This is a genomic window from Actinocrispum sp. NPDC049592, from assembly GCF_040675465.1.
Lineage (GTDB): Bacteria > Actinomycetota > Actinomycetes > Mycobacteriales > Pseudonocardiaceae > Kibdelosporangium.
Genome location: NZ_JBFAPA010000003.1, coordinates 216824 through 238929 on the forward strand (window position 1 = coordinate 216824; position 22106 = coordinate 238929).

The window sequence follows — 22106 nt, forward strand, 5'->3', positions numbered from 1 at the left end:
CATCTTAGAGGTGAACCCCGTCTCGAACCCTGGCGCGTAGGACCGTAACCAGTACGGTGTGATTACGTGACCATCTACCTCGCCCGGCACGGACAAACGGACTACAACCACACGCGCCGTTTCCAGGGCCAAATGGACGTCCCCCTCAACTTCACCGGCCGTACCCAGGCGAAGGCGCTGGCGAGCCGGGTGGCGTCACTGGGTCTGGTGGCTCTGTGGTCAAGTCCGCTGGCGCGGGCGCGGGAGACCGCCGAGGCGGTGTCGGTCCAGATCGGACTTCCGGTGCGGGTCGATGCTCGGCTCATGGAGACTGATACCGGGGTGTGGACGGATCGGTTATATGCGGAGTTGGAGGCCGCGGATCCTGTTGCTTATCAGGGGTTTGTGACGGGGGCGGAGGGGTTTGGCTTTGAGGGCGGGGAGTCTTATGTGGAGCAGGGGGATCGGGTGATGGCCGCTCTCGCTGAGATCTCTTCTGGACCTCGGCCTGCTTTGGTTGTGTGTCATGGGATGGTTATGCGGTTGGCCATGCGGCGGCTGGGGGTTGAGTCTGCTGCTGGTATTGAGAATGCCGAGTTGGTTTCTCTGCCTCTGTAGGTCCTTGTGCTTCTAGGTGGGGTTTGTCCTCGCCGGACGGGCTGACATCCAGCTGGGTGAAGGAGCGCTCGCCGCGTGGCAGCGCCACCCAGAGGGGGACAGGGCACGAAGGCGCGATCTGGTGCGCTTGCGCTTTGCCCGCGGGACAAGGGGGTCACCAATTCCGGTGAACCCCCGCCAAATCCCGGGGCCTTCCGGCTCCGCGCGGGTAGTGTTGATGCCATGCAAGGCAGTGGAAACCATTGGAGTAAAACAAAAGAAGAGATAGTCGCTGCCCTGCAGGACGTCGAGGCGCAGGGTCGGCGGATCGAGTACACCGGGCTGGAGTTGGTGGCCCACCTGAACAACCAGGGCCTCGCCAACGACCTCGGCTACTCCAACCCCGCCGCGCTGCTCGTGCACGCGTTGCGGATCTCGCCCAGGAAGCCAAACGCCGCCTAGCGCAAGCCGAAGCGCTGTTCCCCAGCATCACACCCACCGGGTCGGTGATCGAGCCCGCCCTGCCCGCCACCTCCGCCGCGCGAATGCGTTGGCTCGCTTCGGCACCCGGGTGCGCAACATCGTCGATCCCGATGGCCCACCTCTACCCGACCCGGAACCGAAGCAGCCCGACCGAATGCTGCACACCGCACCCGCGCAACGGCGGCCTCGTCTTCCGCGGCCACCTGCCCGCCGAAGCCACCTGCTGCACCCGGTGATCAAGAAAGGTGAACAGCGGCCCACCGACCGTGCCGACGACCGTTGCCAGGCCGAACGCACCGCCGATGCCTTCGTAGAAACCCTGCGCATGGCCGCACAGTGCCCGTCTCAGCCGACGAAGAATGGCCTGCGCACCCCGCGATTCATCCCACCCGCCTACATCGACCCGCACCGCCGCCCCAGAACCAACTCCGCCCGAAGATCCATCCCCGCCGCCGCCTGACCCCAGGAATACCGCATCCCTGGGATGGACCTGCCCGCCTCTCCTGCCGAGGCCGCCGACGGGACCCATGTCAAACCGAACCGTGCCCCAACCCATCAAGCCCCATACACGCGAGCTGTACCGCCCCCAACTGTCTACAGTGGCCGCTCTCCCAGCTCCGCAACGTGACCCTGCTGAGGCCGGCCGTGAGGGAGCACAATGGGGGGTGTGATTGATCCGAGGCGCTTGAGGGTGCTGCGGGCGCTGGCGGACCATGGGACGGTGACGGCGGCGGGTGAGGCGCTGCACCTGACGCCGTCGGCGGTGTCGCAGCAGCTCGCGGCGTTGGAGTCGGAAACGGGGCAGGAGCTGCTGCATCGCCGGGGTCGGCGCGTGTGGTTGACGGCGGCTGGGGAGCTGCTGGTCGAGCATGCCAACGCCGTCGCGGCTGAGTTGGAGCGGGCGCAGGCCACGCTGGCGTCGTTCGCGACCGGGGCGATGGGGAGGGTCGCGCTGGCGTCGTTCGCCTCGGCGATCACGCAGGTGGTGGCGCCTGCGATCCGGGATCTGCGCAAACACGCGCCGGGGATCACCGTCCTGGTCCGGGACGCGGAAGGGCAGCTGAGCATCCCGCTGCTGCTCGACGGCGAGATCGACATCGCCATCACCGAGGAACAGCGGCTGCCGTCCCAGCGGGTGGCCAAGTTCCCGCTGTACACCGAGCCCTACGACATGGTGTTGCCCGATGACCACCCCCGCGCCGAACAGGACACCATCCTCCTGCGTGACCTGGCCGACGAGGACTGGATCGCCCCGCTGCCCGGCAACCCCTGCCGCGACGCCATCGAGGGCACGCCCCGGATCGTGCACACCTCCGACGACTTCCGGGCCATCATCGCCCTGGTCGCGGCCGGTGCCGGAGTCGCGCTGGTCCCCCGCACCGCCCTGGTCGACATGCCCGGCGCGATCGTCATCCCGGTGCACGGCGTCCCGCCGCAGCGCCGGGTCTTCGCCGCCGTCCGCCGCGGCAGCGAAGAACACCCGTTGATCAAGACGGTGCTGGACGCCCTGCAGAACCAGGTCTAGAGCTTGGCGCGGGCGGCGACGAAGGCGTCGACGGCCTTGTTCACGTCATCAGTGGTGTGGGCAGCGGACATCTGGGTACGGATGCGGGCCTTGCCGTGCGGCACCACCGGGTACGAGAAACCGATCACGTAGATGCCCTGGTCCAGCAACAGATCCGCGAGGCGGCCGGCCTTGGCGGCGTCGCCGATCATCACCGGGATGATGGGGTGCTCGCCGGGCAGCAGGTCGAAGCCCTCCTCCGTCATCCGGGTGCGGAACAGTTTGGTGTTGTCCCGCAACCGTTCCAGCAACTCACCCGACGAGCTGAGCAGGTCGAGCGCGGCCAGCGCGGCGGCGGTGATGGACGGGGCCAGCGAGTTCGAGAACAGGTACGGGCGGGACCGCTGGCGCAGCATCTCCACGATCTCCGCACGACCCGAGACATACCCGCCGGAGGCGCCGCCGAGGGCCTTGCCCATGGTCCCGGTGAACACGTCGATCTTGTCCGTCACCCCGAAAAGCTCGGGCGTGCCCCGGCCGGTCGGACCGGTGAAGCCCACCGCGTGCGAGTCGTCGACCATCACCAGGGCGTCGTACTTCTCCGCCAGCGCACAGATCTCGTCCAGCGGCGCGAGGTAACCGTCCATTGAGAACACACCGTCGGTTGCGATCAACCGGTACCGCGCGCCCGAAGCCGCCTTGAGCTGAGCCTCCAGGTCGGCCATGTCCCGGTTCTTGTACCGGAACCGGGACGCCTTGCACAGCCGCACACCGTCGATGATGGACGCGTGGTTCAGCTCGTCCGAGATGACCGCGTCCTTGTCGGACAGCAACGTCTCGAACAGCCCGCCGTTGGCGTCGAAGCAGGAGCTGTACAGGATCGTGTCCTCGGTGCCGAGGAACTCGGAAAGCTTGGCCTCCAAGGCTTTGTGCGGCTCCTGGGTACCGCAGATGAACCGGACCGAGGCCATCCCGAAGCCCCACTTGTCCAGCGCCTCCTGGGCCGCCTTGACCAGCACCGGGTGGTCGGCCAGGCCGAGGTAGTTGTTGGCGCAGAAGTTGAGCACCTCCGCGCCGCCGCCGACCCGGACGGCCGCCTTCTGCGGCGTGCCGATCACCCGCTCCGCCTTGTAGAGGCCGGCCTCGCGGATCTCGGCCAGCCCGGCTCGCAGGTCATCGCGCATCGCGCCGTACATCAGCTCTCCGTCCAGTCCAGGATGATCTTGCCGCAGCGGCCCTCGCGGGCCGTCGAGAACGCCAGGTCGAAGTCGGTTGCGGGATACCGGTGCGTGATCACCGGGGTCAGGTCCAGCCCGGCCTGCAGCAGCACCGACATCGAGTACCAGGACTCGAACATCTCCCGGCCGTAGATCCCCTTGATGTGCAACATCTTCAGCACGACCGAGCTCCAGTCGACGGGGAACTCGGCCGCGGGCAGGCCCAGCATCGCGATCCGGCCGCCGTGGGACATGTTGGCGATCATGTCACGCATCGCCGAAGGCTGCCCGGACATCTCCATGCCCACGTCGAAGCCCTCGGACATGCCCAGGATCGCCTGCGCGTCGGCCACGGACGCGCTGCTCACGTTCAGCGCGAGGTCCACGCCGACCTTGCGGGCCAGCTCCAGCCGGTGCTCACTCACGTCGGTGATCACGACGTTGCGCGCGCCGGCGTGCCGGGCGACCGCCGCGGCCATGATCCCGATCGGGCCCGCGCCCGTGATCAACACGTCCTCACCGATCACCGGGAACGACAGCGCGGTGTGCACGGCGTTGCCGAACGGGTCGAAGATCGCGGCCACGTCCAGGTCGACCGAGTTGCGGTGCACCCAGGCGTTCTGCTCGGGCAGCACGGCGTACTCGGCGAAGGCGCCGTTGCTGTGCACGCCCAGGCCACGGGTGTTCGCGCAGAGGTGGCGGCGGCCGGCCTTGCAGTTGCGGCACCTGCCGCAGACCAGGTGCCCCTCGCCGGAGACCAGGTCGCCGACCTGCACGCCGGTCACCGCGGCGCCGACCTCGACCACCTCGCCGACGAACTCGTGCCCCACCACCAGGGGGGTGGTGATGGTCTTGGCGGCCCAGTCGTCCCATGCCTCGATGTGCAGGTCCGTGCCGCAGATCCCGGTGCGCAGCACGCGCACCTTGACGTCACCGGGGCCGGGCGTGGGGTCCGGCACCTCGGTGAGCTCCAGCCCCGGGCCCTCGACCAGCTTGACGAGTGCCTTCATGCCCGAAGTGTGGCGCGACCGCCGCTGTGCGGTCCATCAGGACTTTCTGAAATCGCTTGTTAGCCCAGCTTGACAGGCCCCGCTGGTTGGACAGCGGGGTGTGTTCACGAGCCAGCGCTCGCAAACACACCCCTACTAGGGGTTATCCGTGGCAGCAGATGTGGTCGGCCCACTCCGGCTCGTGCCACCAGTGCTGCTTCGACGCCGAAGCGGCGGCTGGGAGCACCTCGTTGACCACAGCCGCCCTTGACTGCTGGGCCTGGAACGGCTTGAGCAGGTCGCCGACCGACCGCAACAGGCCGCCGATCATGACCTGTTTGACCGCGGCAGCGGCCTTGATGTCGGCCAGTGGGTCGCCGCTGACCAGGGACAGGTCCGCGAACGCGCCCGGCTTGAGCACGCCGACCTTGCCCTCCAGGCCGAGCCAGCGCGCCGGGTTGCGGGTGGCCGTGGTGAGCGCCTCGTACGGGGTCATGCCGTACTGGACCATCGCCCGCAGGTTCTGGTGGGTGGCGATGCCGATCCGGTCCAGCGGCGCGTCCGTGCCGTTCACGACCAGACCGCCGCCCCGGTGCACCCGTTTGACCATCTCGACGTTGGCCGCGAGCGCCTTGCTCACGTAGTCCGTCGCCGGGGTGCTGTGCAGCTCCGCGTCGGCCACCAGCCGGTCGTACTCCCATCGCGGGAACAGGACCTTGGTGCGTTCGTCGTCCACCAGCGAACGGTCCTTGCCGTACAGGTGGACCGAGTTGAACAGGGTCGGGGTCAACGACATCCCCGATCGGGTGAACAACGCGATCGCGTCCTGGTAGGCCGCGCCCGTCCGGCTCACCGTGTGCGAATAGCCGAGCCGGTTGGTGGCGCCGGTGTGCTCCATCCCGTCCATGCCGATGTTCGACGCCGGGTAGAGATAGTGCGACGACAACGGGATTCCGGCGTTGTGCGCGGCCCGCACGACCTCGGCCTGCATCCAGACCGGCAGCCGCACGTAGGTCTTGATCATGTCGTAGCCGAGCTCGGCGGCGCGGGCCAGCTCCAGGTCGAGCTGCGCCCGGGACAGCGTGGGCCGCATGAAGTTGTAGTACACGCGCGACCCGTCGACGGCCTCGCCGGTGCCCAGATACCTTGGGCCGACCCGTTTTCCGGACTCCAGGGCCTCCCGGGTCTCCAGCATCTGGTACACCGGGTCGCCCGGCGAACGCGTTGTGGTGATGCCGTAGGACAGCCACAACCGGCCCTGGCGGTCGCCCCACTGGCGGCCGCGGAGGTGCCAGTGGTTGTGGATGTCGACCAGGCCGGGCATCGCCGTCAGGTCATGGGCGTCGATGGTGCCGGGTTCGTCGCGGTGCGGCCGGATCTGCGCGATCCGGCCGTTCGCCACCACGATGTCCACATCGGACTGAAGCGACCGCGCGCTGCCGTCCCAGTACTTGCCGGCGTGGATGACCTGCCGTTCGGGCGCCTTCGGCCGCGCCCACGAGAACGACACGCGGATCGTCCGCGGCTCTCCCCCGGCGGTCCGGACCGCCCGCAGCCTGCCCTTGGACAGGTACACCAGCGTGTCGGAACCTTGCCAGGCCAACGAGTCCGTGACCTCGTGGGTGACCTGGCGCGGGTCGCCGATGAGCTTGCCGGTGGCGTCGACCGGCGCGATCCAGGCGACGCTTTCCACCGTGAACGCCAGGTACTTGCCGTCGGGTGACCACAGTGGACCGTCGTCGCCACGCGTTGCCAAGGAGCGGAACGGCATCGGCTCGGCGTAGGTGAGCGTGCCCGACTCGAGGTTGACGGTCAGGATCTGGCTCGTGCCTTCGCGGTAGCGCTTCGAGAACGGCTTCACCGCGGCCAACGCGACCACCTTGCCGTCCGGCGACCAAGTCGGCCGCCCGGGCATGAACAGCGTGGGCGTGATCTGCTGGACCTTCTTGGTCGCCACCTCAAGGACCCACACCGCGCCATCGTGGTCGGTGTACGCGATGTGGCTGCCGTCCGGCGACCACCGAGGCGTGATCTGCGCGCCCGGCAAGGAGGTCAGCACGGTGTCCTTGCCGGATGCCAGGTCCCGCAACCACAGGTCGGCCGTGCCGAGCCGGTCGCTGGCGTACAGCAAGGTCTTCCCGTCCGGCGAGAAGTCCGGGTCGGAGTTGAAGAACTCGTCGTCGGTGATCCGCTTCGGCAGACCACCACCCGCCGGGAGGGTGTAGATCGCGTTCAACGCCCGGAACGCGATCTGCTTGCCATCCCGCGAGACCACTGGGCTGGCGATACCGCGGACCTGTTGCGGCACACGGGACTCCAGATCGCGGACCTTCCTGCGATAGTTCCGTTGGGCGACCGACACGAAGCCCTGCAACGGAATGTCCTTGGCCACCCCGGCCGCCGAACGCCGCCGGATCTTGCCGTTCGCGGTGTAGAAGCACTCGTCGCCGAGCCATTGGGCGGCGAACCCGAACACGTCCTCGTTCTGGGTGAGCTGCTTGTCCCCCAGCATCAGGTCCGCGTCCGCACCGCGCAGCCGCATGTAGCTGATCTGACCGCCAGGCCCGAAAGCCGGGCTGTAGAGCTTGTCGGTACCGGTCGCGGTGATCACCCGCTGGCGGTCCTTGGTGGCCAACGTGATCACGTCGATGCCGATGTCGTTGACGGTGAAGACAAGCCGCTGCCCGTCCGGCGACCAGCGCGGGGTGGCCTCCTCGTCGGCGGTGGCGGTGACGTTCGTGATCTCGCCGGAAGCCAGGTCCAGCAACCAGATCCCGTAGCTGCCGTCCCGGTCGCTGCTGAACGCCAGGCGCTTGCCGTCCGGCGAGAACACCGGCTCGCGGTTGTCGTACTGCCCGCTGGTCAGTTTCCTTGGCTGGCCGCCGTTCGCGTCGATCAGGTAGAGGTGGAAGTTGCCCTCCCGATATGACTGGAACGCGAGGGTCCTGCCGTCCGGCGACCAGGAAGGCAGGGTGGCGTCCTGGAAGTCGTCGGTGAGCCGGCGTGCCCGGCCACCCGACCCGGGCAGCACCCAGATCCCGGTCACCAGGTCGACCGCGAGCCGCTGCCCGTCCGGCGACACGGCGACCGACATATTCGTTCCCTCGGTCAGTTCGACCCCGTGCGAGCCGTCCGGTTGCGGCCCGGCCAGCGCGTCCCCAGCCCCAGCGATCCCCAGACCAGCGGCAACGGCGCCACTGCGCAAAAGAAGTTCACGACGAGACAATCCCTGTGGTGACATCTCAACCTCCCAGGCCTCAACTATGCACGGGAGGTGATTAATCGTCTACTCAGCGCAGCAGGTGAAACAGGCAACATCCAGCCGTCCTCGCCGATAGTTCCTCTGGACGATCGAGGGAGGGCGAATGCCGGAGTTCGGCGATGAGTTGCCGGGATCACTGTCGGAGCCGGTTCAGGCGGCGTTGCTGTGGGCGCAGGCGGCCGCCTGGGTCGGCGCCAGGTCGGCGGCGACAGCCCCCATCGGCTCGCTCGACCTGCTGACCGGTGTCCTGCTGGCCGACCTGCACAACAGCCCCGCGCGGGTGCTGTTCGAGCACTTCGGCATCTCCCCGGGTGAGGTGCTCTCGCCGGGCAGCCGCGGACTACTTACCGCCGCCGCATTGCGTGCCGTCGCCGCACGACCCCGGCCCGGCGGGGTGCAGCTCACCGAGGAGGCCCGGCGGATCTTCGGCACGCTCAAGGGGTACGCGGGCAGCGAGCCGGCCTCGCTGGCGCAACTGCTCGGCGCGACCCTCCTCAGCGACACGCTGGCCGGCGGGGCGCTGCACCGGGCGCTCGCCGCCCGCGGCAGCGGGATGCGCGACGTAGGCGATGCCTACGAGGCCTATCTCCACCAGTCGACGCGCACCCTCGGCGACTTCCTCAAACAGCGCTTTCCTTATCAGCCGCCGAAAGTGACCCTCGCCGACTACCTCACCGACCAGCCGGACGGCACCCCCGACCTGATCGGGATCGGCCCCGAGGTGAACGCCTTCGCGCATCTCATCACGTCGAAACGGTTGGTACCGCCGCTGGCCATCGGCCTGTTCGGCGACTGGGGCTCGGGCAAGAGCTACTTCGTGCGCAGCCTGCGGCAGCGGGTGTCCTGGATCGCCGAGGCCGCCCAGCCGGACTTCCACAAGTCCGTGGTGCAGGTCGAGTTCAACGCCGGGCAGTACGTCGGCGGTGACCTGTGGGCGAGCCTGGTCGAGCACCTGTTCCGCAACCTGCGGATCTCCGGGGACGACAGCGACGACCTGATCGCGCAACGGCAGAAGTACTGGCTGCAACAGGTTCAGGCCGCGGGCGCCGCACAGCAGACCGCCCAGGTCTCCCGCGAAGCCCTGGAGACCAAACGGGAGAACGCGGCCAAAGAGGTCGAGGAGCGCACGCGGGAGCTGGAGCAGGCGGCCGGGAAACTTGCCGAGGCACAGCGGCCGAAACCAAGCGCGGCCTTACGCAGAGCCGTCCAGGAGGCGGCCGCCACAGCGGGGTTCACCGAGGTCATCGACAACGCCGTGAAGCTGCGCGAGGAACTCGACCAGGCCGGCGCCGACCTTCGGAGCCTGCTGACCCCGTTGCGGAACTGGAAGTACTGGCTCTTCGCGATCATCGCGCTGTTCGCCGCGCCGGTGATCGCCGTGGTGATGCGGCAGTTCGACCTCGCCGCTGTGTCCACCGTGGCCTGGCTGCTCGGTACCGCGGCCAGTTATGTTGCCCTGGCAGGAAAGTACCTGCAGGCCGCGCGGAAGAAGATCGCCGACGCCCAGGCCGAGCTGGCCGCCGCCGAACAGGAGGAGCACGACCGAATCGAACGCGAGGTCGCCGAGGCGGAGGCCATGCTCGGTGCGATTCAGTCCGAACTGGACGGTGCGGTCCAGCGGGAACGGGACCTGGCCGCCAAGTTCGACGAGGTCAGGCGCGAGCAGGAGGCGGCGACGCCCGGGCAGGTGCTGGACGAGTTCATCACCGAACGACTGGGCAGCGACGACTACCGCCGTCATCTGGGCGTGCCCGCGCTGGTCCGCCGCGACCTGGAGCGGCTTTCCCGGCTGGTCGCGGCGCAGGACTCCGAGGCGCCCGGCGAGTATGCGATCGACCGGATCGTGCTGTACATCGACGACCTCGACCGCTGCCCGACCCCGATGGTGATCAAGGTGCTGGAGGCGGTGCACCTGCTGCTGGCGTTCCCGGTGTTCGTGGTCGTGGTCGCCGTGGACGCCCGCTGGCTGACCAGTTCGCTGCGGCAGCACTACCCCCAGCTCGCCGGGCCGGACGCGGACCCGGAGGACTACTTGGAGAAGATCTTCCAGATCCCGTTCCGGATCCAGCCGCTGCCGGTGCCGGTGCGCGAACAGATGACCCGCGGACTGCTCGCGCCGAGCACGATCGTCGCTCCCGATACCGCCGCCGCGACCGCCGACGGCGCGGTGTACGTGCCATGGGGCGACCTGGACGAGTTCAACGAAGTCGTCGCCTCGTTCAGCCAGGTCTCCGGCGGGCAGGCCCGGCCGGTGGCCGTCGACCTGACCATCACCCAGGAGGAGCTGCGGCAGGCCGAGGACGTCGCCGAGCTGATCGGCCGGACACCCCGGGCGGTCAAGCGGTTCGTCAACGTGTACCTGCTGATCAAGGCGATCGGTATCGGGCGGGACTGGGAGGTTCCCCGCCGGGGGCAGCTGGCGGTGCTGGTCGCCGTGGCAGTCGGCCTGCCGCGCACGGCCGGGCCGCTGTTCGCCGCGATCCGGTCCGGCTCGCGAAAGCTGTCGGACGCGCTGCCAGCACCGTCCGAAGAGGACGTGCTGCACAACTGGGTCGCGCTCGGGCCTGGGCGCGACTTCTCACTGGATGGACTCACCGGTTGGGTGGATCTTATCGGCCGTTTCCGCCACAGCGGTCCCGTCCCGGGCAGGATGGACCTGTGACGCCGAAGATCCTGGTCGTGTCGGACGACGAAGTGCTCATCAGCCGGCTCGGCGAGCTGCTGGCCGAGGCGGGCTACGAGCACGATGTGGCGGCCGCGGGCGAACCGGGGTACGACCTGATGATCGTGGACCGGGATCTGGACGGCAGCCTGGACATGCTGCTGACGTTGCGGCGGCAGGCGGTCACGGCGAGGGCTTTGGTGTTGTCGTCCATTGGGGACGAGAAGGACCAGGAGGCGGCGCTGGCGTCCGGCGCGGACGGGTACCTGACCAAGCCGTTCCTGCCGACCACGCTGATCCGCAAGGTGCGCGGCCTGTTGCGGCGGCACATCGACAACGCCGAGACCATCCCGTTCGGACAGGCGCAGCTCGACGTCCGGCGCTACGAGGTCGTTCTGCCCAAGGGCAAGCGGATCTCGTTGTCGGTCCGGGAGTTCGACCTGCTGCGCACCCTGGTGGCCCGCCCGACGGTGATCTACCCGAAGGCCGAGCTGCGCACCAGGGTGTTCGGCACCGAGGCCAGCGAGTCCACCGTGGACACCTACGTGTACTACCTGCGCCGCAAGCTCGGCCACGGCGTGGTCCGCTCGGTGTACCGGCTGGGCTACAAGGCCGGGGCCATCTCGGTGTAGCGCTGGAACGCCCACGGGTCGTGCGCGGCGATGACCTCGACCCGGTCACCGTGGTCCAGCAGCAGTTCCCGCAGCCGTGACTGGTTGGCCATCCGCAGCGGGCGGTCCATCTCGGTCAGTTCCTCGAACGCCTCCCACAGCGGCATGGTCCACCGGTTGCCCGGCTCGACCTGGCCGTGGTGGTAGATCGCGTCGCCCACGTGCAGCAGCCACTTCTCCCCGCCCCGCACGGCGACCGCGCTGTGCCCGGGAGTGTGCCCGGCCAGCGGGATCATCAGCACGTCCTCGGACACGCCGTCGAGCTGCAACGCGTCGAAGCCGAACCAGGAGTTGCCCTTCTGCGACGTGTAGGTGCTCCACTGTGGACGATGGGCCCAGTGCATCGGCCGGTAGCGGATGCTGTGCTCGGGATGCGTGCCCGGCGACAGCGCCGCGTTCAGCTCTTGCTTGTGGACGTGAATGACCGCGTGCGGGAAGTCGGAGATGCCGCCGGTGTGGTCGAGATCCAGGTGGGTCAGCACGATGTGCCGGACATCCTCGGGCTGGTATCCCAGCTTCTTGACCTGCTGTAACGCGGTCTCCCCCGGTTCCAGCAACGGCTCGGTGCGCTCGAGGAAGGTCCGCCCCAGAGACTCGTCGCCACGCTCGACATCGATCGTGCCGAACCCCGAGTCGACCATGACCAGCGCATCCGCGGTCTCGACCAGCAGCACGTGGTTGAGCACCCGCGCCGGCACGAGCCCGTTGCCCGGATCGATCTCCCGCATGGACCCGCAGTTGAGGTGATGAATCGCCATGAACTGTAATATACAGACTGGTCTACTACAGGCAAGGCCGGCTCAACCCTCGTGCGCGAACACGAGGGTTGAGCTGGGGTTACAGGTACTGGCCCGTGGGAACGTCGGCTTCGACAGACTTCGCGGGCGGCAGGTCCTCACGGCGCAGCAGGCGGATCTCGGCGAGGTTCTCGGTGGTCGTGATCCGGTGCCCCTGCAACGCGACCGACCGGTCGAAGACGTTGCGCATGTACCGCCCGTTGCCGAACGACTCACCGCGCTCGGTCCCGCGCAGCAGGTCGTAGACCGCGGGAACGACGTCGGCGTGCAACGTGTACCCGGCCTTCTCGGTCATCTTGGTGAAGATCTCGACCAGCTCGTCGTCGGTGTAGTCCGGGAACCGCAGCGTGGTCGGGAACCGCGAGGACAGGCCCGGGTTGGCCTCCATGAACTTGGCCATCTTGCCGTCGTACCCGGCCGCGATCACCACGAGGTCGTCGCGGTGCTCCTCCATCAGCTTGATCAGCTCGGCGATCGCCTCGCTGCCGTAGCCGTCGTACCAGGCCGGAGTCAGCGAGTAGGCCTCGTCGATGAACAGCACACCGCCGAGCGCCTTCGCCACGGCCGCGCGGACCTTGGGCGCGGTCTGGCCGAGGTACTCGCCGATCAGGTCGCCGCGGGACACCTCGACCAGGTGCCCGGACGAGAGCAGCCCGAGCTTGGCGTAGGCGGCCGCGATCAGCCGGGCCATCGTGGTCTTCGCGGTGCCGGGGCTGCCGGTGAACACCAGGTGCCTGGTCGGCGAGGCCAGCGGGATGCCGGCCTCGCGGCGCATCCGGTCCGCCTTGGCCTCCGCGACCAGCAGCCGGACCTCGTGCTTGACCGAGTCCAGCCCGATCAGCGACTCGATCTCGGACAACGGGTCGCTCTGCACGTCCACCCAGGAGGTGTTGGCCAGGGTGTCCGGCACGTCCTCGACCAGGATCTCGTGCAGCGACTCGTCCTCGCTGACCACGTCGTCGGCGAGCACCCGCCGGGCCTGGCGCGCGATCGACCGTTCCAGCAGGCCCACCGCGAGCCGCGCGTTGCCGGTCGGCGTCGACTTGACCAGGCTGCGGACCTTCTCGGATACCCCGTCCTGCAAGGAGAACCCGGCGGCCATGGCCTTCTCCCCGAACAGCGCCACGAAGTTGTCCTCGGTCAGCGCCGGGAACCGCAGCACCGACGGGAAGAACGCGGCAAGGTCCGATTCGGACTTCAGCAGCCCGTTGACCGCCGCGTCGGGTCCGGTGAGCACGACCACCAGGTCGTTGGGGTGGTTCTGGATCCCGGCGAGCAGCGCGTTCACCGCCTCACGGTTGCGCCAGTCGTCGTCGGAGGGCTGCAGCTCGTGAACGTCCTCGATGCACAGCACGCCGCCGATGGCCCGGTCGACCACCCGCCGGACGCGCGGGCCGATCTCCCAGGTCTCGCCGTGCACCAGGTCGCCGCGGTCGACGACGACGATGTGCCCGGAGGACAACACCCCGAGACCGGCGAACATCCGGCCGAGAATCCGCGCCACCATGGTCTTCCCGCTGCCGGGCTGACCGGTGAACACCAGGTGCCGCGGCCGGGTCTCGACGACCATCCCGGCCTCGCGCCGCATCCGGGCCGCCTTCTCCTCGGCGACCAGCAGCGCCAGCTCCCGCTTGATCTTGTCCAGGCCCACGCACGAGTCGAGCTCGGCCTGCGGGTCCGCGCCCGCGACCCCGCCCGGGATCAGCTGGCGAGGCAGGTCCGCGGCGGTCACCGCGACCGAACGAGACCTGCCCACCTTGGCGCGTTTGCGGGCCGCCACAACGCATTGCTCGGCGAGGTAGTCCACCAGCCGGGCGCCGCGCAGGTTCAGCAGCGGCGGGGTGCGGGTGAGCAGCACGCCCGCCGTCAGGCTGACCGTGCGGCTGATCGTCGCGCCCCGGCGGGTGACCGCGCGCTTGAGCAGTTCCGCGTAGTGCTTGTCGGTGAACTCGTAGGTCCGCGCGACCCGGAACCCTTGGTACAGCGCGGGGTTCGCGTCGAACAGGCGGGTCTCGCCGCCCGGCCCGCAGACCGCGACCACGTGCAGGTCAGGGAACCGTTTGAGGCAGCGGCGGAGTTCCTCGGTGAGCGCGGCGCCGCAGCGGTCGAACCCGAGGGTGCGGTCCAGGCCGTCGATCACCAGCACGATCTTCTCCGCGACACACTCGCTGATGTCACGGGTGAGCTGGTGCACGGCGTTGGTCGCGTCCATCGTCGCGTACAGCTGGTCGGAGACCCAGCGCGCGGACGAGGCCACGCCGCGGTCGACCAGTTCCTTGATCAGGATGGTCGCGCCGGTGCGGCGGCCGGTCCCGTCCGGCCCGGCGATCATCAGCCGCACCGGGGCCGGCTCGTTCACCGGGACGATCATGTCCTTGACCGCCGTGGCCAGCTCGGGCTGACCCACCAGCGGGATGTCCGGATCGGCCGGTCCGGCCTTCTTGGCCTCCCCCGGCGCCACCGCGAACGTGCGGACCAGCGGGTTGAACACCGGACGGCGGCGGTACATCTGCCGGACCGTGCGCTGGAAGCCGACGATCGGGATGTCCGGGTTCGCGCCGATCGCGACGCCGGGCAGGCCGCGCAGCGACGAGTCCAAGCGCACGCACATGTCGAGCCACGCCCGGCAGGCGTCGATCTCCCCCTCGGCCACCCCGAGGGCGAGCCACCCGCGCGTCGCCGACGACCAGGCCGAGGCGTCGACCAGCTGGGGCATGTGGTCCTGCACCGCGTCGTACACGGCCTCGTCCATGGCGAGCAGCTCGGCGGGGGCGCGCTCGATGCCCGCGACGGTGAGCAGGCTGGCCACCACCGAACCGACGCTCGGGCCGCCGACGGCCGAGCGCAGGCGTTCGTGCGCCGCGCTGAACCCGCTCAACGCCCATTCCAGGTGGTTGACCGGCCCGGCCAGCTCGGGCAGCGCGCCGAGCATGTCGTCGGTGGCCGCGCGGGCCCAGATGTCGTAGAGCGCCGACACTGGCGTGTCCGCGGTGTCCTCGGGTTTGGCCAGCTCGTGCAGGGCGATCAGGGCCTGGCGGCGCGGCTCCAACGGTTCGATGCCCTCGAACACGTCCAGGCACTCGCGGGCGAGCTGACGCGCCAGGGCGCGTTTGTCCGGGTCGGTCCCGGCCGCGGACAGCAGCCAGTCACCCGGCGGGCGGAAGTTGGACGCGCGGAAACAGGCCCACACCGGGTCCCGGTCCGGCGGCTCGGGGCGCGCCTGGAACGCGTTGAGCATCTCGTACTCGATGTCGCAGCGGTTGCCCCCACGCACCGCCGCCACACCCGGTAGGTACTGCAGCAGGCACCACAGCTCCGCGCCGACAACGGTGACGTCGGCGCCGTAGAAGTCGCTCAGCGAGTACGGCAGCTCGGCCACCCGCGGGTCGGCGTTCAACGCGTTCGCGCGCTCGGTGATCTGCTCGTACAGACCGTCCGGCACCCGCCACGGTCCGTGCGCGTACAGGTCGAACACCGGCTCGTCGGACAGCACCAGCTGCAGGTGGTCCGGCAGCTCGGGTAATGCCATGGTGAGCCCCCTCTCGTCCAGTCGGACACCCTAAACCGGCGGACATAGGCTTGATGGCATGACCACACATTTCGATGTCGTCGTCCTCGGGGCCGGCGTGGGTGGCTACGTCGCCGCGATCCGGTCGGCGCAGCTGGGCCTGAAGACCGCCGTCGTCGAGGAGAAGTACTGGGGCGGGGTGTGCCTCAACGTCGGCTGCATCCCCTCGAAGGCACTGCTGCGCAACGCCGAGCTGGCGCACATCTTCACCAAGGAGGCCAAGGACTACGGCATCCAGGTGGACGGGACGGTCAGCCTGGACTACGGCGAGGCCTACCGCCGCAGCCGCAAGGTCGCCGACGGACGCGTGAAGGGCGTCCACTTCCTGATGAAGAAGAACGGCATCACCGAGCTGAACGGGCACGGCACCTTCAAGGACGACCACACCATCGAGGTCAACGGCGAGGACGTCACCTTCGACTACTGCATCATCGGCGCGGGAGCCAAGCCCCGCCTGCTGCCCGGCACGTCGAAGAGCTCCCGCGTGGTCACCTACGAGGAGCAGATCCTCGCCGACAACCTGCCGTCGAGCATCGTGATCGCCGGCGCGGGCGCCATCGGCGTCGAGTTCGCGTACGTGCTGCACAACTACGGTGTGAAGGTGACCATCGTCGAGTTCCTCGACCGGATGGTCCCGCTGGAGGATGCCGAGGTGTCCGCGGAGCTGGCCAAGCGCTACCGCAAGCTGGGCATCGACGTGCTGGTGGGCACCAAGGTGGAGTCCATCGAGGAGACCTCCGCGGGCGTGCGGGTGACGGTGTCGAAGAACGGCCAGCAGCAGATCCTGGACGCCGAGAAGGTCCTGCAGGCCATCGGGTTCCAGCCCAACGTCGAGGGTTATGGCCTGGAGAAGACCGGCGTGGCCCTGACCGATCGTGGCGCGATCGACATCGACAGACGCGGCCGCACCAACGTCCCGCACATCTTCGCGATCGGTGACGTGACCGCCAAGCTGATGCTCGCGCACGCCTCCGAGTCCATGGGCATCGTCGCGGCGGAGACCATCGCGGGTGCGGAGACCATGGAGCTCGACTTCGTGATGATCCCCCGCGCCACGTACTGCCAGCCGCAGATCGCCAGCTTCGGCTGGACAGAGGCACAAGCAAGAGAGAAGGGTTACGACGTCAAGGTCGCCAAGTTCCCCTTCACCGCCAACGGGAAGGCCCACGGCCTCGGCGACACCGCGGGCTTCGTGAAGATCCTCTCCGACGCCAAGTACGGTGAACTCCTCGGTGCCCACCTGATCGGCCCGGACGTGACGGAGTTGCTGCCCGAGCTCACCCTCGCCCAGCAGTGGGACCTCACTGTCAACGAGGTCGCCCGCAACGTCCATGCCCACCCCACCCTCGGCGAAGCGGTCAAGGAAGCCATCCACGGCCTGGCCGGCCACATGATCAACTTCTGACAACCACGCACACCCACACCTGCCCCCGATCCCCGGATCGGGGGCACAACCCGGGGCTCCAACCCGCCCGCGGCCCACGCCCCACGAAGGACCCTCGTGTCCTCTCCCTCCCGTATGGCCTGGGCGAAGCCGACCACATCTGTCAAGTGGGGCCGCGAAGCAAGAACCCGGTCCGCCCACAGACCCCAACCACGCTGAAGGCCATACGGACCGGCCCCGCTGGAAGCCGCCGCGGCCCCACTTGACTGATGTGGTCCCCTTGGGCAGGCCATACGGGAGGGAGAGGACACGCAACCCAACCCAAAGGATCCGAAGGATCCTGCTCCCCTGCCCCTCTTGGCGGCCTGCCCGTCCGGCGAGGACATCTTTTTCTTTCAGCGCCAGCAACGTGCCGCTGACGGGACCCCACGAACTGAACTAGGGGCTGTGAGAGCCGGTTATCGGTGGATGCAGGCGGCAGCGTAGTTGGCTGGGGTTTGATAGCCCAGGGCGGAGTGCCTGCGGTGGTGGTTGTATTCGTCTTTCCAGTCGCTGATCACGACCCGAGCCTGGGTGAGTGACCAGAACAGAACAGGGTGATGTTCAAGCATTCGTCGCGGAGACGGCCGTTGAACGATTCGATGTAGCCGTTGCGCCAGGGTTGCCCCGGTGGGATGAACGCCAGGCTGACGCGCTCGCCGGCCCAGTCGCGCATCGTCTGGCAGGCCAACTCAGGGCCGTTGTCGCTGCGTAACACGGCCGGATAACCCCGGCCCAGGGCGATGCGGTCCAGCTCGTCGGTCAGCCGGTCGACGGTGATGGAGCGCTCGACCAGGCCGCCGAGGCATTCGCGGGTGTGCTCGTCCACGATGGACACGATCTTGACCGGTCGGCCGTCGGTGGTGGCGTCGAACTGGAAATCCACCGCCCACACATGGTCCGGCGCATCCGCGGTCGGCGTATTCGGCGCAGTTGAGCAGCCCAGGAGTTTCCGGCGGCGGCGTTGCGGCACGCGCAGACCTTCCTCACGCCATAACCGTTGGATCTTCTTGTGGTTCACGATCCAGCCCTCGCCGCGGGCATCGTGGTGGCCCACCGAAATCCCCACCGTGGATGCGTTTTGACATAGGCACGCAACCATGCGCATAGCGCGGCGTCGGGGTCCGCCGGCGTCTGCGCGGCAGGCGGACGGCGTTGCGTGCCCCGGTTCTGCCCGATCACCCGGCAAGCGAACCGTTCACTCACCCCGAGCACGCGCCTCAGGTGGTGCACAGCCGCCCGCCGGCGTTGCGGGCTCAGAAGTTTCCCTGGGCGATCTCCTTGAGCGCGGCCTTCTCCAGTTCCGCGTCCGCGAGCAGCCGTTTGAGCGTGGCGTTCTCCCGCTCGAGGTCCTTCAACCGCTTCGCGTCGTCGGCCTTCAAACCGCCGAACTGGTTGCGCCACCGGTAGTAGGTCGCTTCGGTGATCTGCAACTCCCGGCAAACATCAGCCACCTCTTTGCCCTCGGCCAGCAGTTGGTCGGCCTGCGTCAGTTTCCGAACGACCTGCTCAGGTGTGTGCCGCTTCCTGGTACTCATCGTCCCGGGCAAACCGATCAGTAGCGGCAACAATCGCCGCAGTCATGCTCCCCCCGCGGTGACCGGTGTCATCCAGAACCACAAGCTCACTCCCAGGCCACGCCCGATGCAGCGCCCACGCCGTACCCAGCGGACCACTAACGTCATAACGCCCGTGAATCAACACCGCAGGAATCCCGTGCAGCCGCCCAATCCCTCGCAACAGCTGCCCCTCCTCCAAAAAACACCCGTGCGACCAGTAATGAGTCACCAACCGCGCAAACGCCAGCTGAAACCCCGGCTCAGCCACCGACAATGACGGCGCCGCATCCGGAGCCAGCGACATATGCGTGTCCTCCCACTCACACCACCCCCGCGCCGCCTTCGCCCGAACCTCCGGATCCGGATCGTGCAGCAGCCGGCTATAGGCCGCCGAAAGATCACCATCACGTTCCCCAACGGGCACCCCGTCGCGGAACTTCTCCCACTCGCGCGGGAAAACCCGACCCATGTCCCGGGTAATCCAGTCAGTCTCGCTCCGGTCCCCGCTGGTCACGGCGGCGAGCACCAGCTCGGTCACCCGCTCCGGATGCGCCTGCGCGTAGGCGAGACCGAGCGTGACACCCCACGAACCACCCCACACCAGCCACCGCTCAATTCCCAGATGAACCCGCAACGCCTCGATATCGGCAACGAGATGCTGAGTGGTGTTCGCCGACAAATCCACGACCGGGTCCGCCGCCGAAGGCGTACTGCGCCCGGAGTTGCGCTGGTCGAACTGCACCACGAGGTAGCGATCCGGATCGAACAGGTTCCGCGTTCGCGGCGAGCTCCCCGACCCAGGACCGCCATGCAGCGCGACCGCCGGTTTCCCGTCAGGGTTCCCCGAAACCTCCCAGTACAGCGAATGCCCGTCCCCCACCTCCACCATGCCCGACTCGTGCGGCTCACTCAACGGAAAACGCCCGGATGTAGTCGCCATACATCCATGATGGCAGTGGCGGGCTCGCCCTCGCTGAGCCCGCCACCATCAACCACAGAGACCACAGCCACTACTGGTCGAAGTCGACCTCAACAGCGTCCGAGACCGGAACGGTCTGGCAGGTAACCACAAACCCCGCCTCGACCTCGGCATCCTCAAGCGCGAAGTTCCGCCGCATGTGCACCTTCCCCCCGACCACCTTCGCCCGGCAGGTCCCGCACACCCCACCCTTGCAAGCAAAAGGAAGATCAGGCCGAACCCGTTGAGCCCCCTCGAGAATGGTCATGTCCTTGGGCAGGACGGCGGTGGTCGAACGGCCATCCAAAGTCACAGTCACCGAAGAACTGGGCCCAACGGTCCCCGGCTCCGTGTGGTGAACAGGTTCAGGAGCCACATCCTCCACATAGAACAGTTCGAAGTGGATCCGTTCACGTGGAACCCCAAGCTCGGCGAGCACAGCCCGAGCATCGGTGACCATCCCGAAGGGTCCGCACAACCACCAGTGATCCACCTCGGCGGCATCAACCAGCAACGGCAGCAAGGTCCGCAGCTTGGGCTCGTCCAGCCGGCCAGTGAACAACTCGGCCTCACGCGGCTCCCGAGACAACACGTGTACAAGCTGCATACGCGTTGTATACAAGTCCTTCAAGTCGGCCAGCTCGTCCGCGAACATCACGGTGTTCGTACGCCGGTTGCCGTACAGAACCACAGCCGTCGCCGAAGGATCCCGCAGAACTGAGCCCAGGATGGACATCACCGGCGTGATCCCAGACCCCGCGGCCAGCAACACGTGCCGAGCGGGCCGAGTCAGGTCCGGAGTGAAAGCCCCCGACGGCGGAAGAACCTCAACGGTGTCCCCAGGCTTGAGCGACCGCACCAGCCAGGGAGAGAACACCCCACCGGGAACCTCACGAACCCCGATCCGCGGCCGTTCCCCGGCCATCGCGCAGATGGAATAAGACCGCCGCTCATCCCGCCCATCGACCATCCGCCGCAGCGTCAGCGACTGCCCCGGCCGGAACTCGTACAACGAAGCCAGCTCGTCCGGCACATCGAACGTCACCGCGACCGAGTCATCGGTGAGCCGCGCGACGGAAGCCACAGTCAGCGTGTGGAACTGTGGACGCAAGGAGACAGTCATCAAATCTCCTTCACATGCTCGAACGGTTCCGCACAAGCACGGCACCGCCGCAACGCCTTGCAAGCAGTGGCACTGAACTGCGACACCAGCTCCGTATCCAGAGAACCACACTGCGGGCAGGCAACCCGCGAAGGCGGCGCACTCAATGTCAGCGGAACAGGCCCACCGCGAGGAGCCGCACCCGGCGGGGCGATCCCGGCCTCGGCCAGCTTCCGCCGCCCAGCCGAGGTAATCCAGTCGGTAGTCCACGCAGGCGAAAGCACAGTACGCACATCCACCGAAGCAAACCCAGCCGAACGCAAAGCCTGAGTGAGGTCCGCCCGCATGACATCCATCGCGGGACAACCCGTGTAAGTGGGCGTGATCGAGACAACGACCCCGTCGGAAGTCTCCCGGACATCCCGCAAGACCCCGAGATCAGCAAGAGTCAGTTGCGGAAGCTCGGGATCGGTGACGGTCGACGCCACCTCCAGTGCGGTCACCATGTCGCGTCCGGATGCTCACGAGCCACACTCTGCAGCTCGGCCAGCAACGGCTCAAGGTGCTCAGTGTGTATACGCGGTGCATGCACCTCGTATACAACCGGTATACGAAGTGTGGACACCCGGCACACCTCGGCGATGATCGCGTCGAACTCCGCCCGCAACCCGGCATCATCGTCGAAAAGCTCGTCCACGTAAGGCCAAACGGCATCAAGCCCGGCCTGCATCCGCTCATGCGAGAACGCGGTGCCGTCACCCAGCCGAACCACCCACCGAGCCGCATAATCCCGGTGATAGGTCAGCTCCTTGACGCTCTTCACCGCGATAGCCGCCAAAACAGGGTCCTCGGAAGAAGTCAGCCCCTGCATCAGCGCCAGCCGCCAAGTGGAGAAGACCAGCAACCGAGCCATGGCGAAGGCGAAGTCCCCGCCACCCAGCTCAACCAGCCGCACATTGTGAAACTCGTGCGCCTCCCGGAAGAACGCCAAAGCGTCCTCATCGGACTGCGGAACCGGAGGCACCAGAGCGGGATCAGCCTTGGCAGCACGAGCCAGCAACAACCGGGCCTGGCCCAGCAGGTCCAGTCCGATGTTCGCCAGCGCTACCTCGTCCTCGAGCTCAGGCGCGCAAGTCACCCAGTCCTGCAGCCGGTGCGACATGATCAGCGCGTCATCACCCAGCTGCAGGCAGAACGTCGCCAGCCGCGCAGCGTCCACATGTGACGGTACCGTGGTGTCCATCCCTGCCAAGGGATCGGCGAACCCGGTGCCGAACGCCCACCGGGTGTCGTTGTCCTCGGTCAGTGCCTCGTACGCGTTGTCGAAAGACATGG

General features: G+C 67.9%; 16 protein-coding genes and 1 pseudogene. 7 read left to right on the plus strand and 10 right to left on the minus strand.

What is annotated here, in order from left to right; all coding sequences use genetic code 11:
- The first annotated feature begins 66 nt into the window (after nt 1-66).
- The 4 genes from AB0J95_RS11060 to AB0J95_RS11075 all read left to right on the plus strand — a co-directional run bounded on the left by AB0J95_RS11060 (nt 67) and on the right by AB0J95_RS11075 (nt 2584).
- Complete coding sequence (locus tag AB0J95_RS11060; protein WP_364755577.1) at nt 67-597, plus strand: histidine phosphatase family protein; 531 nt, start codon at nt 67-69, stop codon at nt 595-597.
- Nucleotides 598-819: 222 nt separating this feature from the next.
- Nucleotides 820-1038 carry a hypothetical protein gene (locus tag AB0J95_RS11065; protein WP_364755580.1) on the plus strand — a complete coding sequence of 73 codons (219 nt, stop codon included), beginning with the start codon at nt 820-822 and terminating at the stop codon, nt 1036-1038.
- Between the two features lie 253 nt (nt 1039-1291).
- Nucleotides 1292-1519, plus strand: coding sequence for a hypothetical protein (locus AB0J95_RS11070; protein ID WP_364755582.1), 228 nt, complete (start codon nt 1292-1294; stop codon nt 1517-1519).
- A 207-nt stretch (nt 1520-1726) separates the two neighbouring features.
- Complete coding sequence (locus AB0J95_RS11075) at nt 1727-2584, plus strand: LysR family transcriptional regulator (protein WP_364755585.1); 858 nt, start codon at nt 1727-1729, stop codon at nt 2582-2584.
- Here AB0J95_RS11075 and AB0J95_RS11080 read toward each other — a convergent pair.
- The 3 genes from AB0J95_RS11080 to AB0J95_RS11090 all read right to left on the minus strand — a co-directional run bounded on the left by AB0J95_RS11080 (nt 2581) and on the right by AB0J95_RS11090 (nt 8010).
- Nucleotides 2581-3759: a glycine C-acetyltransferase gene (locus AB0J95_RS11080; protein WP_364755588.1), complete on the minus strand. Its 1179-nt coding sequence runs from the start codon at nt 3757-3759 to the stop codon at nt 2581-2583. The two genes, AB0J95_RS11075 and AB0J95_RS11080, sit on opposite strands and share 4 nt — an antisense overlap.
- The gene (gene tdh, locus AB0J95_RS11085; RefSeq protein ID WP_364755591.1) at nt 3759-4790 is read right to left on the minus strand and encodes an L-threonine 3-dehydrogenase; all 1032 of its coding nucleotides are present in this window, start codon (nt 4788-4790) and stop codon (nt 3759-3761) included. The genes AB0J95_RS11080 and tdh overlap by 1 nt, the downstream gene beginning before the upstream one ends.
- A 142-nt stretch (nt 4791-4932) precedes the next feature.
- Nucleotides 4933-8010: an amidohydrolase family protein gene (locus tag AB0J95_RS11090; protein ID WP_364755594.1), complete on the minus strand. Its 3078-nt coding sequence runs from the start codon at nt 8008-8010 to the stop codon at nt 4933-4935.
- A gap of 124 nt (nt 8011-8134) precedes the next feature.
- On the opposite strand from AB0J95_RS11090, the gene AB0J95_RS11095 reads away from it, so the two are divergent.
- The gene (locus tag AB0J95_RS11095) at nt 8135-10693 is read left to right on the plus strand and encodes a P-loop NTPase fold protein (RefSeq protein ID WP_364755597.1); all 2559 of its coding nucleotides are present in this window, start codon (nt 8135-8137) and stop codon (nt 10691-10693) included.
- On the plus strand, nt 10690-11325 hold the full coding sequence (locus AB0J95_RS11100; RefSeq protein WP_364755600.1) for a response regulator transcription factor: 636 nt from the start codon (nt 10690-10692) through the stop codon (nt 11323-11325). The genes AB0J95_RS11095 and AB0J95_RS11100 overlap by 4 nt, the downstream gene beginning before the upstream one ends.
- Here the strand turns inward: AB0J95_RS11100 and AB0J95_RS11105 are convergent.
- On the minus strand, nt 11298-12122 hold the full coding sequence (locus AB0J95_RS11105) for an MBL fold metallo-hydrolase (RefSeq protein ID WP_364755603.1): 825 nt from the start codon (nt 12120-12122) through the stop codon (nt 11298-11300). The two genes, AB0J95_RS11100 and AB0J95_RS11105, sit on opposite strands and share 28 nt — an antisense overlap.
- A 79-nt stretch (nt 12123-12201) precedes the next feature.
- Nucleotides 12202-15690 carry an AAA family ATPase gene (locus tag AB0J95_RS11110; RefSeq protein WP_364755606.1) on the minus strand — a complete coding sequence of 1163 codons (3489 nt, stop codon included), beginning with the start codon at nt 15688-15690 and terminating at the stop codon, nt 12202-12204.
- A 58-nt stretch (nt 15691-15748) separates the two neighbouring features.
- Here AB0J95_RS11110 and lpdA point away from each other — a divergent pair, with 58 nt between their 5' ends.
- Nucleotides 15749-17134 carry a dihydrolipoyl dehydrogenase gene (gene lpdA, locus AB0J95_RS11115; protein WP_364755608.1) on the plus strand — a complete coding sequence of 462 codons (1386 nt, stop codon included), beginning with the start codon at nt 15749-15751 and terminating at the stop codon, nt 17132-17134.
- Between the two features lie 437 nt (nt 17135-17571).
- Here lpdA and AB0J95_RS11120 read toward each other — a convergent pair.
- The 5 genes and pseudogenes from AB0J95_RS11120 to paaC all read right to left on the minus strand — a co-directional run bounded on the left by AB0J95_RS11120 (nt 17572) and on the right by paaC (nt 22104).
- Nucleotides 17572-18690 (minus strand): annotated as a pseudogene (locus tag AB0J95_RS11120) (IS3 family transposase).
- A complete protein-coding gene (gene pip / locus AB0J95_RS11125; RefSeq protein ID WP_364755611.1) occupies nt 18662-19651 on the minus strand; it encodes a prolyl aminopeptidase in 990 nt (329 codons plus the stop codon). The pseudogene AB0J95_RS11120 and the gene pip overlap by 29 nt, the downstream one beginning before the upstream one ends.
- Before the next feature lie 70 nt (nt 19652-19721).
- Nucleotides 19722-20792, minus strand: coding sequence for a 1,2-phenylacetyl-CoA epoxidase subunit PaaE (paaE, locus tag AB0J95_RS11130; protein WP_364755613.1), 1071 nt, complete (start codon nt 20790-20792; stop codon nt 19722-19724).
- The gene (gene paaD / locus AB0J95_RS11135) at nt 20792-21277 is read right to left on the minus strand and encodes a 1,2-phenylacetyl-CoA epoxidase subunit PaaD (RefSeq protein ID WP_364755615.1); all 486 of its coding nucleotides are present in this window, start codon (nt 21275-21277) and stop codon (nt 20792-20794) included. The genes paaE and paaD overlap by 1 nt, the downstream gene beginning before the upstream one ends.
- A complete protein-coding gene (gene paaC / locus AB0J95_RS11140; protein WP_364755618.1) occupies nt 21271-22104 on the minus strand; it encodes a 1,2-phenylacetyl-CoA epoxidase subunit PaaC in 834 nt (277 codons plus the stop codon). The genes paaD and paaC overlap by 7 nt, the downstream gene beginning before the upstream one ends.
- Between the last annotated feature and the right edge of the window lie 2 nt (nt 22105-22106).